Origin of the sequence: Variovorax sp. WDL1, assembly GCF_001541225.1 — a bacterium.
Lineage (GTDB): Bacteria > Pseudomonadota > Gammaproteobacteria > Burkholderiales > Burkholderiaceae_C > Variovorax.
The window spans coordinates 16,210-32,450 of sequence record NZ_LMTS01000232.1; the positions used below are offsets into that span (position 1 = coordinate 16,210).

Annotated in this window: 16 protein-coding genes and 1 pseudogene; 13 read left to right on the plus strand and 4 right to left on the minus strand. The window is 63.3% G+C overall.

All coding sequences use genetic code 11. The features are described 5' to 3' along the window. From APY03_RS42785 to APY03_RS28105, 3 genes are all read right to left on the minus strand, one after another. The coding region (locus tag APY03_RS42785) for a FadR/GntR family transcriptional regulator (protein WP_198161318.1) at positions 1–234 on the minus strand (234 nt) is incomplete at its 3' end. Positions 235–989: 755 nt separating this feature from the next. Beyond that, positions 990–1,982 (minus strand): Bug family tripartite tricarboxylate transporter substrate binding protein, encoded by a 993-nt coding sequence (locus APY03_RS28100; RefSeq protein ID WP_232324447.1) that lies wholly within the window; start codon positions 1,980–1,982, stop codon positions 990–992. A gap of 23 nt (positions 1,983–2,005) precedes the next feature. After that, positions 2,006–2,884, minus strand: a complete 879-nt coding sequence (locus APY03_RS28105) for an IclR family transcriptional regulator (protein WP_180988680.1) — start codon at positions 2,882–2,884, stop codon at positions 2,006–2,008. 205 nt (positions 2,885–3,089) lie between these two features. Here APY03_RS28105 and APY03_RS28110 point away from each other — a divergent pair, with 205 nt between their 5' ends. The 6 genes from APY03_RS28110 to APY03_RS28135 all read left to right on the plus strand — a co-directional run bounded on the left by APY03_RS28110 (position 3,090) and on the right by APY03_RS28135 (position 8,503). Continuing rightward, a complete protein-coding gene (locus tag APY03_RS28110) occupies positions 3,090–4,079 on the plus strand; it encodes a 2Fe-2S iron-sulfur cluster-binding protein (RefSeq protein WP_068682113.1) in 990 nt (329 codons plus the stop codon). Between the two features lie 15 nt (positions 4,080–4,094). Then, on the plus strand, positions 4,095–5,339 hold the full coding sequence (locus APY03_RS28115) for an aromatic ring-hydroxylating oxygenase subunit alpha (protein WP_068682114.1): 1,245 nt from the start codon (positions 4,095–4,097) through the stop codon (positions 5,337–5,339). Between the two features lies 1 nt (position 5,340). Next, positions 5,341–5,817, plus strand: a complete 477-nt coding sequence (locus tag APY03_RS28120; RefSeq protein WP_083944610.1) for an aromatic-ring-hydroxylating dioxygenase subunit beta — start codon at positions 5,341–5,343, stop codon at positions 5,815–5,817. A gap of 66 nt (positions 5,818–5,883) precedes the next feature. Beyond that, the gene (locus tag APY03_RS28125) at positions 5,884–6,765 is read left to right on the plus strand and encodes a PdxA family dehydrogenase (RefSeq protein ID WP_232081449.1); all 882 of its coding nucleotides are present in this window, start codon (positions 5,884–5,886) and stop codon (positions 6,763–6,765) included. Next, positions 6,762–7,592 (plus strand): alpha/beta fold hydrolase, encoded by an 831-nt coding sequence (locus tag APY03_RS28130; RefSeq protein WP_068682117.1) that lies wholly within the window; start codon positions 6,762–6,764, stop codon positions 7,590–7,592. Before APY03_RS28125 ends, APY03_RS28130 begins: the two co-directional genes overlap by 4 nt. A gap of 35 nt (positions 7,593–7,627) precedes the next feature. Further along, entirely contained in the window at positions 7,628–8,503 is an 876-nt protein-coding gene (locus APY03_RS28135) for a VOC family protein (protein WP_232081450.1), read from the plus strand. 18 nt (positions 8,504–8,521) lie between these two features. Here APY03_RS28135 and APY03_RS28140 read toward each other — a convergent pair whose 3' ends face one another. Then, on the minus strand, positions 8,522–9,307 hold the full coding sequence (locus APY03_RS28140; RefSeq protein ID WP_068682121.1) for an IclR family transcriptional regulator: 786 nt from the start codon (positions 9,305–9,307) through the stop codon (positions 8,522–8,524). 183 nt (positions 9,308–9,490) lie between these two features. Here APY03_RS28140 and APY03_RS28145 point away from each other — a divergent pair, with 183 nt between their 5' ends. The 7 genes and pseudogenes from APY03_RS28145 to APY03_RS28175 all read left to right on the plus strand — a co-directional run. Further along, the gene (locus APY03_RS28145) at positions 9,491–10,783 is read left to right on the plus strand and encodes an aromatic ring-hydroxylating oxygenase subunit alpha (RefSeq protein WP_068682123.1); all 1,293 of its coding nucleotides are present in this window, start codon (positions 9,491–9,493) and stop codon (positions 10,781–10,783) included. Beyond that, a complete protein-coding gene (locus APY03_RS28150; protein WP_068682125.1) occupies positions 10,780–11,313 on the plus strand; it encodes an aromatic-ring-hydroxylating dioxygenase subunit beta in 534 nt (177 codons plus the stop codon). The genes APY03_RS28145 and APY03_RS28150 overlap by 4 nt, the downstream gene beginning before the upstream one ends. A 14-nt stretch (positions 11,314–11,327) precedes the next feature. Next, positions 11,328–12,914, plus strand: coding sequence for a class I adenylate-forming enzyme family protein (locus APY03_RS28155; protein ID WP_068682127.1), 1,587 nt, complete (start codon positions 11,328–11,330; stop codon positions 12,912–12,914). Continuing rightward, on the plus strand, positions 12,911–14,092 hold the full coding sequence (locus APY03_RS28160) for a thiolase family protein (RefSeq protein ID WP_068682129.1): 1,182 nt from the start codon (positions 12,911–12,913) through the stop codon (positions 14,090–14,092). Before APY03_RS28155 ends, APY03_RS28160 begins: the two co-directional genes overlap by 4 nt. A 7-nt stretch (positions 14,093–14,099) precedes the next feature. After that, a complete protein-coding gene (locus tag APY03_RS40715) occupies positions 14,100–14,507 on the plus strand; it encodes a Zn-ribbon domain-containing OB-fold protein (RefSeq protein WP_162487268.1) in 408 nt (135 codons plus the stop codon). A 25-nt stretch (positions 14,508–14,532) separates the two neighbouring features. After that, complete coding sequence (locus tag APY03_RS28170; RefSeq protein ID WP_068682133.1) at positions 14,533–15,504, plus strand: Bug family tripartite tricarboxylate transporter substrate binding protein; 972 nt, start codon at positions 14,533–14,535, stop codon at positions 15,502–15,504. Positions 15,505–15,963: 459 nt separating this feature from the next. Further along, positions 15,964–16,197, plus strand: a pseudogene (locus APY03_RS28175) (IS110 family transposase); the annotation flags it as partial. Between the last annotated feature and the right edge of the window lie 44 nt (positions 16,198–16,241).

Genomic DNA, 16,241 nt, shown 5'->3' on the forward strand with positions numbered 1-16,241 from the left:
ACCCTTCACGCCCTTCTGCAGGGAGACGACGCCCGAGATCTCCAGCGTGCGCAAGGCCTCGCGCACCGCCGGGCGGCTGACCTTGAATTCCACCGCCAGGTCGCGCTCGGCCGGCAGCTTGTCGCCGGGCTTCAGCACGCCGGAGGCCAGGCGCTTGCGGATCTGCGCGCAGATCTCCTCGAAGACGCGGCGCGTCTTGACCTCCTGGAAGGACAGCTGCGGAGTGGTTGCCATTGCTTCTCTGTGTGATTGGGTTGATCGAGGATAGCCAAATGCAGGCAAGGGTCGACAAGCTGAACCTCCTGCATTTGTAACGGACACAGCAATACAACGCCTTACGGCCAAAATCATCCCGTAGGGGCCCTGCTGCCCCGGCCCCGACCGCATCCCGCCACCCGTCGAGCCCCTGGAAACCTTGACGATCGCGGGCAGGCTCAGCAGCTGGCCGGAATGGGACCTTTGCATGCATGGTCGACTGATAGAACATCTCCATGTTTCAAGGTGGTGACGACCGGTTGAATCCGCCCGGACACTCAGCCCTGAACTGCCGATTCACACGGTCCAGCGGGCATGCCGCCTTGGCATCGGACACCGGATGGTGACCAGGTCGGCGCCCATGTCGGACAGCAGCATGCAGGCGAAGTAGCCGGGGCCGATGCCAACGAATTCGGTTGACGGGCCAGAAGTCCTACCCGGCTCTTGCGACCCGGTACAAGCGTGAACGCGCGGATATTTTCTTCTGGGACGAATCGGGCTTTCGGGCCCACACGGTACATGGCAAGACTTGGGTAGCGAGCCGCCCCAGGCCACCTGCAGCGTGGGCAGGGTCGATCCCATTGTGCCTCTGCATGCCAGGTGCGGGGGCCATGAAGTCCAGCCCATCGGCGCTGAGATCAAGAACGGGTGCCAAACAGATCCCCATAAAAACGATCTCAACACCGGTTTCACTCACCATCGGTAATCGAGCGGTGGCGCAACAAACCTATCGTCTACTGGGCCTTGATGTTTGCCTGCTCGATCAACTCTTTCCACTTGACCTGTTCCCGCTTCACCATGTCGTGCAGTTCTTTGCTGGAGGATGTCGTCGCCTCAAGTCCGATTTGTGCCAACCTGCTTTTTGTTTCTGGCAGGGCCGCAGCCGTGGCCAGTTCGGCATTCAGCAGGGTCACGATCTCGCGCGGGGTATTGGCGGGTGCGAACAGGCCGAACCAGGAACTGACATCGAAGTCCTTCAATCCTTCTTCCTGCAACGTAGGTACGTCTGGCAACTGGTCGCTGCGTTTCGAAGTGGTGACCGCGAGCGCGCGCAGCTTGCCTGAGCGCACGAACGGTACCGAGCTGTTCGCTGCATCGAACATCAGATCCACACGAGCCGCGATCAAATCGGTGATGGCCGGGGCACTCCCCTTGTAGGGCACGTGCAGCGCCTTGATGCGTGCTTGCCGGCTGAAGAGTTCACCCGCGAGGTGTAGCGGCGTGCCCGCGCCGGGTGAGGCGAATGTGATGCCCTCGGGCCGGGAGTTTGCGTAGACGATCAGCTCGGCCACATTGCGAACCGGCAGCGACGCCGGAACGACCATGACCAGCGGCGAACGGGAGGCCAGTCCGACCGCAACGAAGTCCTTTAGCGGGTCGTAGCTCAGGTTCGTAAAGAGACCGGGGTTTATGGTCATGGTGCCCCCCGCGCCGAGCAGGAGCGTGTAGCCGTCGGGGTCCGACTTCGCAGCAAAGGTAGTACCTGTGATGCCGCTTGCGCCGGGCCGATTCTCGACAACGAAGGGTTGTTTGAGCCGCTCGGCGAGGATTTGGCTGTAGATGCGGGCGGTGATGTCGTTGGCGCCCCCCGGCGCATAGGTAACGATGACTTTCACGGGCTTGGCGGGATATGCCTGTGCGAAAGCCGCGAAGGGTGAGGATGCGCCGAATGCGGCGACGCCGAGCATGCACGCGGCACGCCGCGTCAGGGGTGGATCGAATCTCATCATGTCTCCGGGGTTGATTGTGGTCAGGAAGAAATTTTCCGACGCCCAGCAGTGCGCACATCCGACTGTTCCCGCGCCTGCCGAAGGCTCTCGACGAGCGTGCGCCGGTCGCCTTGCCATGCGGTCGATCGCAGCTCGCTCGAGATGTCCGCGGCAGCCTGCTGCACCTGCTGCAACAAAGTCTCAGATGGCGGGTCGGTGATCACTGTGTGCGAGCCGATCAACGCCACGGAACCTGCGATTCGATTGCAGTCGTCGAATACGGGTGCCGCGAGCGCCGCCACACCGGGAATCCGCTGGTTGCGGGCCACTTCATACCAGCGTTCGCGCACGAACTCCAGGCGGCGCTCGATCTGCAAAGGATCCAGCGGGGTGTCTTTGGTGAGCGGTGTGATCGGCAGGGCAAGGGATGCCTCCGGCTGAAATGCAAGGATCACCCGACCCAGCGCCGAAGAGGCGGCCGGCATGACCGAGCCCGGGCGCACGGTGATGGCGATGTAGGCGCTGCTTTCGATCGAATCGAGCACTGTGATGTCCGCGCCCGCCGGCATGGCAAGCACGACCGTCTGCCCATTTTGGTTGTGCAGCCGAATGAGGTGGCGATGCGCGAGTTTCCGAAGGCCGAAGTTATCGGCGACCGCCATGCCCAGGCGATACATCTTCCAGCCCAGCCGGTAGTCGTCAGTGGCGCCGTCCTTCTCGACGAATCCCAGCTCGCGCAGGGTCGCGAGGTGCCGGTAGACGCGCGCCTTGGTCTGGCCCAGGCGCCGCGCCAGTTCACTGACGCCGGCCGGCTCCGGCGAATCGGCCAAAGCCTGCAGCACCGCGAACGCAACTTCGACCGCCTGCACCGATGATGGCCCCGCCGACGGCAGTGCGCCGACGCCGGCGTTGGGTACCAAAGGGGCCGGATCAGCGAGTTTAGACATGGGCGACTTTCGACCTGTGCGATTGACAGGGGTGGAACCATACCATATGATTTCTCGCTCAGCAATACATGCGTATCGCTCTTTGATACACCACAGAACTAGGAGATACGGTGCCTTTTTGTATTTATACCCACGTCATTGCCGCATGTGCGAGCTACGAAGCCGCAGACGGGGTTGCATGAACACCTGTGTGATCGAGACGCCCACCGGCGACGAACTGGGCACCTTCGACTGCGCGGATGGCGAAACCGTGCTGGATGCGGCAGCGGCGGCCGGCTGGGAATTTCCTTACTCGTGCCGGCGAGGGATCTGTGAAACCTGCCGCGCGCCGGTGCGGGGCGGCGAGGTCTCGCCCCCTGCAGACGCGGACGGCACCGCCTTGCTCTGCCGCACACGGGCGCTCACGGACATCCGCGTCGCGCCGGGCCGGGCAGAGCGGGTCGAGTTGTCCGCGCGCAAGCGCGTCAATGCCAAGCTGTATCGGCGCCGCATGGCTGCTCCCGACGTCACGGTGGTGGACTTGCGCTTCCCGGCCGGCGTGCGTGCCTCATTCAAGGCAGGGCAATACCTGCGGGTGCTGATCGAAGGTCAGGAGCCCCGCAGCTTTTCGCTGGCCAATCCGCCGCGCGTGAGTGATGCCGCGCAACTGCACGTGCGCGTGCTGCCCGGAAGTCTGTTCGGCGAGCAGATCCTGCCCCGCCTCGAGCCCGGCGAAGAGGTGGTTGTCGAACTTCCCTTCGGCGATTTCTACCTGCGCGAGGCACCGGGCGAACCGGTGGTGCTAGTGGCCGGAGGCACTGGTTTCGCTCCGATCCAGTCGATCCTGGAAGATGCCCTGCCCAGGCATCCGGACCGGCAGTTCACGCTGTACTGGGGCGCACGGCAGTCGAGCGGCCTTTACGCCATGGAGCAGGTGCAGAAGTGGCAGCGCAAGCACCCGCACTTCCGCTTCGCGGGCGTGATCTCCGACGAAGACAGCAACGCGCCGCTTCGCCGTGGGTTGGTGCACGAGGCCGTCCTGGCCGACTGTGCGACGTTGGCGGGCACGCAGGTCTACGTGTGCGGCGCGCCCGCGCTGGTGGCCGCCGCCCGGGAAGCATTCGTCAAGCAGCGCCACTTGCCTGCCGCGAATTTTTACTCCGATGCCTTCGTCACGACGGCATCCTGAAAAAGGTCTTTCAACATGGAAAAAACCGCGGAACAGCCGCTGGTCAGATGGCCCCCCCAGGGGGAAGCGCGCGTGCCATATCGGGTTTTCGCGGAAGACGAGATCTACCGCGCGGAACAGTCAAAGATATTCCAGGGTGACACATGGAACTATGTTGCGCTGGAGGTCGAACTGGCGAGGGCCGGGGATTTCAAATCCACCTTCATCGGCAACACGCCGGTCATCGTCGTCCGTGAATCCGACGGCGAGATCTATGCCTTCGAAAACCGGTGCGCACACCGCGGCGCGCTGATCTGCCTCGAAAACCGTGGCACGGCCAGCGAGTTCCAGTGCGTCTATCACGCGTGGACTTACGACCGCAAGGGCAACCTGGTCGGCGTCGCCTTCGAAAAAGGCGTGCGGGGCCAGGGCGGCATGCCCGACTCCTTCTGCAAAGAGCACCATGGGCCCCGAAAGCTGCGCGTCGCGACGCTTGCGGGCCTGGTGTTCGCCAGCCTGTCGGAGGACGTACCTACGCTGGAGGAGTATCTGGGCGATGACATCGTGGGCAAGATCAACCGGGTGCTGTTCAAGCCACTCGAGGTGATCGGACGCTTCACGCAGGTGCTGCCGAACAACTGGAAGCTCTATGCCGAAAACGTGCGCGACACGTACCATGCCAGCCTGCTGCATCTTTTCTTCACGACATTCAACATCACGCGCCTGAGCCAAGCGGGGGGTGTCGTCATCAGCGACTCCGGTGCGCATCACGCCAGCGCCTCCGTGAAGACGCCGGAGACCACTTCCTCCACCGACACGGCGTATGACGCGCACAGGTCGAGTCGCGACGGATATCGCCTGCATGACGCAAGCATGCTGGCGTCGCAGGACGAGATCGGCGACGGCATTCACGTGCAAATCCTGTCCGTGTTTCCAGGTTTCGTACTGCAGCAGATCCAGAACTGCCTGGCCGTTCGGCAGATCGTGCCCCAGGGCGTCGATTCGATGGACCTCCACTGGACCTACATCGGCTTTGCGGACGACACACCGGAGCTGCGCGAGATGCGGCTGAAGCAATCGAACCTGGTCGGCCCGGCCGGCTACGTGTCGATGGAAGACGGAGCCATCGGCAACTTCGTCCAGCGCGGCATTGCCGGCGCGCACGACATGGAGTCGGTGATCGAGTTGGGCGGTTTCGAAGCCAAGACGCAGGATTTCCGGGCGACGGAGTCGTCCATCAGGGGATTCTGGAAGGCCTATCGCGCCTACATGGAGGTCTGACATGGACGAGATGGTGCTGACCTACCGATTGGCGCGGCTCAACGCGCGCTATGCGCGAAGCCTGGCCGACAACCGCCTCGAAGAGTGGCCGGGCTACTTCGAAGACAAGTGCATCTACCGGGTGACCACGCGCGAGAACCACGCCGACGGGCTGGCCGGCTCCCTCATCTATGCATCCAGCAAGGGCATGCTCGAAGACCGGGTGCAGGCGCTGCGCGAAGCGAACATCTATGAGCGCCAAGGCTACCGGCACTTGCTGGGAATGCCCCACATCGCATCCGACGACGGCGCGGTGGTCAAGGCCGAAACCGACTTCGTGGTGATCCGCACGATGCGCACCGGCCAGAGCGACCTCTTCGCCTCGGGCATCTACCTGGACACGGTCGCCAGCACGCCCACAGGCGAGCTTCGCCTGAAAGAGCGGGTGGTGGTCTGCGACAGTTCGCGCGTCGACACGCTGCTGGCGGTCCCTCTCTAGGCGGCGATGACAGTCCGGCTTGCCATCGCCATCGGCGACCCGAACGGCATCGGTCCCGAGATCGCCGTGAAGGCCGCGGCCGCGACAGCTCACGACGTTCGGATCGTGCTCGTCGGCGATGCGATCGTCATCGAAGACAACCTTCGCCGATACGCACCTGCCGGGCATCGCATCGATGTCTGCGCGACGCCGAGCCTGGGCCCGGCCGATTACGTTCCGGGCCAGTTGAGCGCGGCCGCCGGTGCCGCGACGGTCGAATACGTCAGACAGGCGGTGAAGCTGGCGCAGGCCGAAGAGGTGGATGCCGTGATGTCCTGCCCATGCTCGGAGACCGCGGTGAACATGGCAGGCATTCCGTTCGCCGGCTTCCAGCCGCTGATCGCCGAGATGACGGGCACCCCGAGAGAAGACACGTTCATGATGCTGGTGGCGGACGGACTGCGCATCGCGCACGTTACCCTGCATGAAGGGGTGGCCAGTGCCATGGCGCGCATGACGCCGGCGCTGGTGGCCAGGGCAGCCCGTGCCACAGACAAGGCCTTGCGTTCCCTCGGTTGCGCCAACCCGCGCATCGCCATGTTCGGCATCAATCCCCACGCAGGCGAGAACGGCCTGTTCGGCAGCGAGGACGAGCGGGTCACCAAGCCGGCCGCCGCTCTCCTGCAAGGCGAGGGGCTCGGCATCGAAGGGCCGTTTCCCGCCGACCTGGTCCTGAGTCAGCGCAAACATGATGCCTACCTGGCGATGTTCCACGACCAGGGGCATATCCCGATCAAGCTCGTCAGCCCGCTGCGCGCCACCTCCCTCACGATCGGAACGCCCATTCTGTTCGCCAGCGTCGCGCATGGCTGCGCGCACGACATCGCGGGTACCGGCCACGCCGACCCGATCGCCATGCAACTTGCCATCGCCCTGTTGGCAGACAACATTCAAAGGAGCCATGAATGACCAGTACTTCAAGCCCTGCCATCGGCAGATCGGTCGATGCCTCGGGCATACAGACGAACTATCACGAAGCCGGCAGCGGTTTCCCCGTGCTGATGCTTCACGGCTCCGGGGTCGGGGTGTCGGGCTACGCCAACTGGCGCTACACCATGCCGGAGATCGGGCGGCACTTCCGAGCGATCGCCATGGACATGGTTGGGTTCGGCTACAGCGCTTGCCCGCCAGACGCGCAGTATTCGCTTGACTATTGGGTGGACCACGTCATCGGCTTCCTCGATGCCATGGGCATCGAGCAGACGCATTTGCTGGGCAACTCGTTCGGCGGCGGCCTGGCTCTGGCGGTCACCGCACGCCATCCGCAGCGCGTGTCGCGGGTCGTTCTGATGGGGTCGATCGGTACCGAGTTCACCGCGCCCGCGGCTTTCAACGCGGGCCATGGCTACGAGCCGGCCGTGGAACGCATGCGTACGCTCCTGAAGAATTTCACCTTCTACCCGGACAGCATCACGGACGAGGCGGTGCAACTGCGCTACCAGACCAGCACGCGCGCCGGCTACCAGAGCACTTTCGAAAAGCTCTTCCCGGGTTCGCGTGAGCAAAAGATGAAGGCGATGATTACGCCGGACGAACAGATCAAGGCGATCGCCAATGAGGTACTGTTGATTCACGGCCGCGAGGACCGGGTGGTGCCGGTGGAAACCAGCGAGCGCCTTTTCAAACTCATTCCGAAGTCGGAACTTCATTTGTTTGGGCAGTGTGGACACTGGAGCCATATCGACCGCGCCGCGCACTTCAACCAACTCGTCCTCGATTTCTACGGCCGGCCATGAACACGAGACACCTTCCCCGCAACCCGGCAAGCGACGTGACCGAACTGGGTTACGTCGGCATCGGTGTCAGTGATCTGGACGCCTGGCGCCTCTACGCCACGGAAGTGGTGGGCATGGAGGTGCGCGGCGGCACGGACGAAGGCTTCCAACTGCGCCTGGACACCTGGCACCACCGGATCGACGTGCAAAAGGACGGCACCGACGATGTGCGCTACCTGGGCTGGCGCGTGGCCGATGCGGATGCGCTGGAAGGCATGGCCGAGCGTCTCGCGCAGGCCAATGTCGCGTTTCAGCGCGGCACGGAAGAAGAATCGGAAGAGCGCAACGTCCTCGGGCTGCTGAAGCTGTCCGATCCCGCCGGTATCGCCACCGAGATCTTTTATGGACCCGAGGTGGAGAATCAGCGTCCGTTCCACCCCGGCCGACCGCTGCACGGCAAGTTCCTGACCGGGGAACACGGGTTGGGGCATTGCTTTCTGAGCGAACCGGATGTCGATGCCGCCTACGGGTTTTACAAGTTGCTGGGCATGCGCGGTGGCGTCGAGTACAAGTTCGACACGCCCGGTGGCCCGCAGCGGCGGCCCGTGTTCCTGCACTGCAACCGGCGTCAGCACACCGTGTCCTTCGGCCACGGCTACCAGGGCAAGAAGCGCATCAACCATTTGATGTTCGAGTACACAAGTCTCGACGATCTGGGGCTGGCGCTCGATATCGTGCAGGAGAAGGGCATACCCATCGTGCGCAGGCTCGGCCGCCACTCCAACGATGGCGCCGTCAGCTTTTATTTCGGCAACCCCTCAGGCTGGCTATGGGAGCTGGGCTGGCAGGGCCGAGATGCACCGGCCCAGGCCGAGTACTACCGGGGCGATTACTACGGCCACCAAACGGACGTGAAGGGCTTCGGACTTTGAGTCCAGGTCGACGACGGTTCAGGGCGCGTTCGGCGGCGTGCCGCCCATGTTGGCCGTGAGTTGTCTGCCAAGGTCTTTCAGCTTCTCCGCTTCCGCGCTGTCGGGCAGCGCGGGAAACGTGGACTCGTGCCCTAAGGTGGTGACCGCCAGCGCTGGCTCGCCAAACCGATTGAACACTGGCACGCTCAACGCATTGATGCCGACGATGCGCGTCCCGTGCGAGGCGGCGATGCCGTCGCGTCTTATCTGTTCGTAGAGCCCATAGACCTGTTCCACTGCGTTGTCGTCCAGGCGACCTGCCTTTTGAAGGTCTTTGCGCACGAGTGGCTCCGTAAGGGTGCGCGGCTGATGGGCGGCCACCACGCAGCCTGTGCAGGAAGTCGTGATGTTCACCACGGTACCCGGGCGCAACGTGATGGACACCTCGCGATGGACGCCGAACCAGCGCACGATCGTCACGCCCTGTTGGGTCCACATGGCCACGCCGCAGGCTTCACCAAGCTGCCGCGAGAAATCCGCGACTGCGGGCGCCACCATGTCCACAATGTCGGCCCCTTGCTGCGCAAGTTCGCCGAGCTGATACGACAGTATCCCCAATGCGTATTCCTGGGTTTCCTGGATCTGCCGCACGAGACCCACTTGCTGCAGGCTGACAAGGTAGCGGTGGAGCTTTGCCGGGGCGATACCCGTCACGTTCGCCAGCGCTTTCAGGCGCGCTTTGCCGGCCAGTTGGACCATCGCCTGCAGCAGCTTCCCTGCCACCTCGACCGATTCAACGCCGCGCCGGCCGGCGACGCCGGCCACGTGGTTTTTACTGATTGCGTGTGATGGATGCATGCGATAAGGTCTCTTATTACGTATGGCGTAAACATTACGCATAACGTAATTTTAATCGGTCTGGCGCGCCTACTCAACACCTCAAGTCGTTTTTGTATGTGTAGTCAGGACCGCTGCTGCCCCCGCTTTGACATTGACCGGAAACCGCTCATGCAAATCAGCTCCCAATCACTTCCCCCCACGATCCCTATTTATTCTCACAGCCCCCCCGACTACGGCGCGCTGATCGAACGCGACCGCGTCCACAGCAGCGTCTATACAAGCGCGCAAGTGTTCGACGAAGAGATGAAGAAGCTGTTTTACGGCGGCTGGGTGTTTGTGGGCCACGAATCCGAGATTCCGAACCCCAACGACTATCTCACCCGCATGCTCGGGCGAGAGCCGGTGATCATGGTGCGTGCCCGCGATGGCGCCATCAACGTGCTGGCGAACCGGTGCACCCACCGCGGTAATCTGTTGTGCCCGCGTGAGAAAGGAACTGCGCGCGCCTTCACCTGCGACTACCACGGCTGGACATTCAATCACGCGGGCGAACTGGCGGGTGTCCCCTACCGCGGCGGTGAGGCAAAGGACCGTGCTTGCCTGAGCCTGCAAAAGCCCGCACTTGTGGACCAATGCGGCGGCTTCGTGTTTGCCAGCTTCAATCCCGACGCGGGGCCATTGAGCGAGCACCTGGGCAACGCGCAACATCTGATAGAGCGCTCGGTCTCTCTCTCGCCCACTGGGCGGATTTTGCTAAATGCCGGCTGGGTCAAACAGCACTTCCAAGCGAACTGGAAAATGCTGCCTGAAAATTCCACCGACGGTTATCACGCGCCGTTCACACATGCGTCGTTCCTTCGCACATTCGCGCCCAACTCACAGTACGAAATGCTCGCCCAGGGCGAAGATCAGCGCCGCTCCAAGGCGGTCGACTGGGGCAGGGGGCACGTCGCACTGGAGCACGCACCCTCCTATGACCGCCCGCTGCAATGGCTGGGCACAACCGAAGAGAAGGTGCCCGACTATGTGGCCGACATGAAGGCGGCGTACGGTGAGGAAGCGGCGATCAAAAAGCTGATGGAAGGCCCCGTGCACGCGTCGATCTTCCCCAACCTGTTCCTGGGGGAAATGAATGTCGCCATCTTCCAGCCCATTTCCGTCAACGAATGCGTGCTGTGGCACACGCCGCTGCTGCTTGACGGCGTCGCGCAGCAAATCAACACCCGCATCATCCGGCAATCGCAGGCGGCCATGGGGCCGTCCTCATTCCTGCTCGCGGACGACTCCATCATTTCAGAGCGCCAGCAGACGGCGCTGGATGGGCGTGGAGGCTGGCTGGACCTGAGCCGTGGGCTCGGACGCGAGGAAACCCATGACGACGGGGCCATCTGGGGCCACATCAGCGACGAGACAACGAACCGCGGGTTCTGGTCGCGCTATCTGGAGGCAATGCAGTCATGAACGCTTCTGTCATCGAGCACGTGGCTGCTATGCCGGTGGATCTCGACCCGGCCAAGTGCCAGGCGGTGCTGAATTTCCTGGTGCGAGAAGCGCGCCTGGCAGACGAATCCCGTTGGGACGAATGGGAAGCGCTGCTGGAAGACGACATGCTGTACTGGGTTCCGGGAGGAGGGCCCAACCCCGACCCCGACACGACGCTGTCGATCCTGGCGGACCACCGTGCACGCCTTGGCAACCGGATTGCCCAGCTCAAGACAGGGCGGCGTTTGTCGCAGCAGCCAGTGTCGCCCATGCGCCGCTTGCTGTCGAACATCGAAATGGAGGCGATCTCGGACACCGAAACCCGCGCCTACGCCAATTTCGCGCTGTACGAGTACCGTGTGCAGTCGACGCACCAGATTGTGCTTTGGGCGGGCCGCTACGAGTACCGGCTGCGCGCGCGCGCCGATGGATCGCTTGGGATGTTCTACAAGCGCGTCGACCTCCTCAATGCTGCGGGCCCGCTGCCGAGCATGGCATTTCTGATCTGAAGGCGGCGCATTCCATGCTGTTGCCCAAGATCATGCTGGAGCGGGTAAGCCGCAACTACCCAGGCAAAAAGGCCTACCGGTGCGGAGCAGTGTCGCGCACCTGGGCCGAAATGAACCAGCGGGCCGACCGGTTGGCCGCTGGTCTGATGTCCCTCGGGGCGCGGCGCGGAGACTGCGTCGCCATCCTGGGTCAGGAATCACTCGAGATCTACGAACACTACTTCGCCTGCATGAAGGCAGGCTTGGTGCGCGTCGGCATCAACTGGCGATACGCCCCCGCCGAGATTGCGCACATCCTCAAGGATTGCGCCGTCAAGGTCGTGTTGGTGGAGCAGCAGTGCATCTCGCAGCTGAGCGCCGCGCTCGCGCTTGTCGATCTGCCGATCGAGGTGGTGGTCTACGGCCGGGGAGACGCGCATGTGATGGGCTACGAGCACCTTCTGGCGCGCTCCACGCCAATCGCGTCCATCGAACTCCACGACAGCGAACCGCTCGTCATCAGCTACACCTCCGGCTCCACCGGAGTGCCCAAGGGCGTGGTGCACAGTCACCGCAGCGTGGCGCTCATCATCATGCAGGGCGCCATATCGCGCGGCCTCACCACCGACGACGTGTGGTACGCCGCGACGGCGTCATCATGGATGGCTTGCGTGCTGAACATGATCGGCCTGACTAATGGCATGACGTCCATCATCACGGACGGGGCATTCGAGATCGACGCATTCATCGAAGAAACCCAACGCCACCAAATCACCACCGCCTTGCTGGTGCCCACCATCATCGGGCGACTCGTGGATCGGTGCGGCGCAACGCCCGAAGTGCTCTCCTCGTTGCGGCTTTTGATGTACGGTTCGTCGCCGGCATCGGTGGGGTTGATCGAGCGGGTCCTGGGAACATTTCGCTGCCGGCTTATGCAAACCTATGGCATGACGGAGGGCGGCTGGGTGTCGCACCTGACGCCGGCCGACCACGAGTTGGGCCTCAAGGGGCGCAGCGAATTGCTTCGCTCGGCCGGCAGGGTGGGCGGGATGTACCAGATATCAATTCGGGATGAAGAAGGCACGGAACTGCCGTCGGGACAAGCCGGCGAGGTGTGGCTGCGCGGCGAAACCACGATGCTGCGGTATCACAACCGCCCCAGCGAAACGGAGGAAGCACTCGCCGACGGTTGGCTGCACACGAACGACATCGGGCGCTTCGACGAAGAAGGCTACCTGTACCTGTTGGACCGCAAGAAGTTTCTCATCATCACCGGAGCCGTCAACGTCTTTCCCGCAAGCGTCGAAGCCGTGCTCAGCCGGCATCCGGCGGTGCGCGAGATTTCGGTGGTCGGTGCGCCGCACCCTGACTGGGGTGAGGCCGTGGTGGCCGTGGTGTCTCAGCGTCCGGGTCACCCGGCGCCGACCACGGCGGAACTGGGTGCCTTCGCCGCGGCCCAGCTCAGCCGGATGGAGTTGCCCAAGCACGTCATGACGATGGAGGAATTGCCCAAGACCGTGACCGGCAAGATCGACAAGCGGGCCATCAAGGATTGGGTCGATTCCCAGCGCGAGAAGCTTCCGTGGGCACACGCCGCCCGTCATGCTGAGGCGGCCGAATGACCGCTCGCCAGCCTTTTTCCGCGATCGTTGGGCTCGGTTTCAGCGAGTTCTCACGCGGCGACATCGGCACACCGCGCGACCTCGCGATCGACGCCGTGGTGTCTGCCGTGGAAGATTGCGGGCTCGGACTGGCCGACCTCGACGGATTGCTGATCTGCCGTAGCCCTTCGGCGCCCTCATCCGAACTGCCCTTGCGACTCCGGCTGGATCTGGGTCTGGGCGACCTCAGCCTGCTGGGCGATCTTCAGCTCGAGGGAGCGTCGGTCGTCGGCGCCATCCAGCAAGCCAGCCTCTATCTGCACCATGGTCTGGCGCGCACCGTCGCCTGTGTCTTCAGCGACGTGCCGCTGCGACCCGGCAGGGCGTCGGGGGCGGCTTCGTACAAAGGGGTCATGCAGCTTTCGGGTCTGGACGATTGGGAAGTGCAATACGGGTTGTTCGGCGCAGCAGGACCCTATGCGCTGGCGGCGCAACGCTATCTGGACTGGTTCGGGCTGCAGCGCAGCGCCTTGGGCGGATACGCAGTCGCCAGCCGACGGTGGGCGTCGCTCAATCCCCGTGCCATGCTGCGCGAGCCGCTGGACCTGGAGGGCTATATGCATGCGCGCTCCATCGTCGATCCCTTTTGCATGCTGGACTGCGCCTACCCTGTGAATGGTGCCATCGCGGTCATCCTCACAACGGTGGCGCGCGCACCCGACCTGCCGAAGCCACCGGTTTATGTGCATGCCTTCGCCCAAGGCCATGCCGGGCGGGGTAACTTTCGCGGCAACGAGCCCGAGATAGAGACGGGAGGCGCACTGGCCGCCGCCGCGCTGTGGCGCATGGCGGGCATAGGCCCATTCGACGTCCAGAGCGCGCAAATCTACGACGCCTTCTCCTATGTAGGTCTTCAGGCATTGGAAGATTACGGGCTGTGTCCGCGCGGGCAGGCACCGGACTTCGTGCACGACGGCCAAACGTCGCCCGGCGGCCAACTTCCCGTGAACACGGGAGGAGGCCATCTGTCGGGCTTCTACCTGCAGGGCATGACGCCGGTGTCGGAGGCCGTCATCCAGGCGCGCGGCGAGGGCGGTGCGAGGCAGGTGCCCCGCAATGAACTCATCTTGGTCACCGGCAGCGGCGGGCGGCTGGACTATCACGCGGCGCTGCTGGTCAGCCCTCGGGCGACGCTCTGAGAAACGCATGACGCCCCATTCCTCCTACACGCCCGAATTCTTGCGCTTTGTTGCAGCGAGGTCGCTGCGTTACGCATGCTGCAGTGTGTGCGGCCGGGTTTTGAGCTTCGCGCAACGACTGTGCAGCCAGCACCCACGTGCTGCCCTGGAGTGGCTGCCGGCTAGCGGAAAGGCGCGCCTGCATTCATTTGCGGTGTACCGCATTGCGTACGGCCCTGCACTGACTCCGCCATATGCCGTCGCGGTCGTGGAACTGGAGGAGGGCCCGCGGCTCACCAGCGCCCTGACCGGCCCGGACAGCCTGCACCCCCGCATCGGCAGCGCGTTGACCGCCCGTTTTGAACCCTCGGGGCGCCTGGTGTTTTCTGCAGGCTCAGACGCGGCGATGCTGAATCCTCCAAGCCATTCGGACTAACTTCATCTATTAGGAGACATAACCCATGGACCGACGTCAATTTACCGCCGCGCTGACTGGTTTGGCGCTCGCGCCTGTCATGGTGCATGCGCAGGACTACCCGACGAAGCCGATCCGCTTTATCGTGCCGTTTCCTCCCGGCGCCGGCAGCGATGCCATTTCCCGTCAGACGGGCGAGCGTATGTCCAAGGGCCTGGGACAACCCGTGGTGATCGAAAACCGCGCCGGGGCCGCCGGCAATATTGGCATGGAGTACGCGGCCCGGCAGGCGCCCGACGGTTACACGATCGCGCTGATATCCACCAGCACTGCAATCCTGAACCCGATCACCTATCGCAACCTGGGCTACAAGCCTGAAAAGGATTTCGCCCCCATCGGCGTCATTGCGCGACAGCCCTACATCTTGGCCGTGAACCCGAACGTGCCCGCAAGAACACTCCAGGAGTTGGTTGCCCTGGCCAAGGCAAACCCCGGCAAGTTGAGCTTCGCTTCGCCAGGCAACGGCCACGCCACCCACCTTGGGGGCGAGTTGATGAAGGAAATGGCAGGGATCGACATGATCCATGTGCCTTACCAGGGGTCGGGGCCGGCCACGACCGATCTCATTGGCGGTCAGACCACCATGATGTTCGTGCTGGCCAGCGACGGCACCCAGATCATCAAATCGGGCCGGCTGCGTGCAATTGCCACTGCCGCACCCACCCGCGCGGCACGGTTGCCTGAAGTGCCGACGTTCCAGGAGGCGGGGTTCCCCGACTTCGACCTCACCGCCTGGTTCGGCTTGGTGGGAGTGGCCGGCATGCCGCCAGCAACGGTGCAACGGTTGAACGTCGAACTCAACAAGGCGTTGGCCGACCCCACCATGCGCAAGTGGTTGATGGACGGGAATCAGGAGCCAGTGGGTGGGTCCCCCGAGGACTTCAGCGCCTTGATGGCGAAGGAGCGACGCCGGTGGGCACCTGTCATCGAAAAGGCAGGCATGGCGGGAACACTTTAGTCCACACTTTGATGCCAGTCAGCTTGCACCATCGCCTGGACAATGGGCCCTCTGCACGTTCTTCCATCCCATCCGCGCCGAGCGCATCCAGCAAAGTGTCAGCGCTCGCCATTGCCCGCAAAGCTGGCATTGATGATCCGACACATACTGACCAAGAATGAGCACGATGCAGGACGCGGCGCACGCGCCTGCAGTGGATTCGCTCAGCGCACCGGATGCCAGGTGCGTGCGGAAGTAGTTCGTTGATGCGGCTGTTCAGCTCCTTCGGGAGCCGGGCCCGTGCCCATTGAGATGCTATGGATGCCTCCCAACCCAGTCCGCTTTTGTAAGCGCAGCGGAACGGGATAACGTGTTCTGCCGGGAGCAGAAGGCGTTCGGATGGGCAGACCTGTGAAGGGTACGGCATCAAGTTGTTCGAGCGTGATAGACCACGATCTTCACAAACACTGCGGAGAATTCATCATGAGTCGTACAGGAGCGCACGCCGGTCAAGTGATCGGGACCTTGAACGGCCAGCAGGTGGCCGGACTTGATATTGCAAAACGAGTGTTCCAGCTGCACACCGTGGACATGGCAACGGGTGAGATCGTCAACCTGCAAATCAAGCGCGCCAAGGTCAAGGAATACTTCGGGAATCGCCGGCCATTCCTAGTCGGCATCGAAGCCTGTGGCAGCGCCCACTACTGGGCCCAGTGCCGGCTCCGCTCGTTTGAACACACAGCGGTCTGAGACAAGTG

What these genes read in the sequence shown, in the direction of transcription:
- APY03_RS28100 (WP_232324447.1), bottom strand. Translation starts at nt 1,982, where the DNA reads ATGAGATTCGATCCACCCCTGACGCGGCGTGCCGCGTGCATGCTCGGC.
- APY03_RS28110 (WP_068682113.1), top strand. Translation starts at nt 3,090, where the DNA reads ATGAACACCTGTGTGATCGAGACGCCCACCGGCGACGAACTGGGCACC.
- APY03_RS28115 (WP_068682114.1), top strand. Translation starts at nt 4,095, where the DNA reads ATGGAAAAAACCGCGGAACAGCCGCTGGTCAGATGGCCCCCCCAGGGG.
- APY03_RS28120 (WP_083944610.1), top strand. Translation starts at nt 5,341, where the DNA reads ATGGACGAGATGGTGCTGACCTACCGATTGGCGCGGCTCAACGCGCGC.
- APY03_RS28130 (WP_068682117.1), top strand. Translation starts at nt 6,762, where the DNA reads ATGACCAGTACTTCAAGCCCTGCCATCGGCAGATCGGTCGATGCCTCG.
- APY03_RS28145 (WP_068682123.1), top strand. Translation starts at nt 9,491, where the DNA reads ATGCAAATCAGCTCCCAATCACTTCCCCCCACGATCCCTATTTATTCT.
- APY03_RS28150 (WP_068682125.1), top strand. Translation starts at nt 10,780, where the DNA reads ATGAACGCTTCTGTCATCGAGCACGTGGCTGCTATGCCGGTGGATCTC.
- APY03_RS28155 (WP_068682127.1), top strand. Translation starts at nt 11,328, where the DNA reads ATGCTGTTGCCCAAGATCATGCTGGAGCGGGTAAGCCGCAACTACCCA.
- APY03_RS28160 (WP_068682129.1), top strand. Translation starts at nt 12,911, where the DNA reads ATGACCGCTCGCCAGCCTTTTTCCGCGATCGTTGGGCTCGGTTTCAGC.
- APY03_RS40715 (WP_162487268.1), top strand. Translation starts at nt 14,100, where the DNA reads ATGACGCCCCATTCCTCCTACACGCCCGAATTCTTGCGCTTTGTTGCA.
- APY03_RS28170 (WP_068682133.1), top strand. Translation starts at nt 14,533, where the DNA reads ATGGACCGACGTCAATTTACCGCCGCGCTGACTGGTTTGGCGCTCGCG.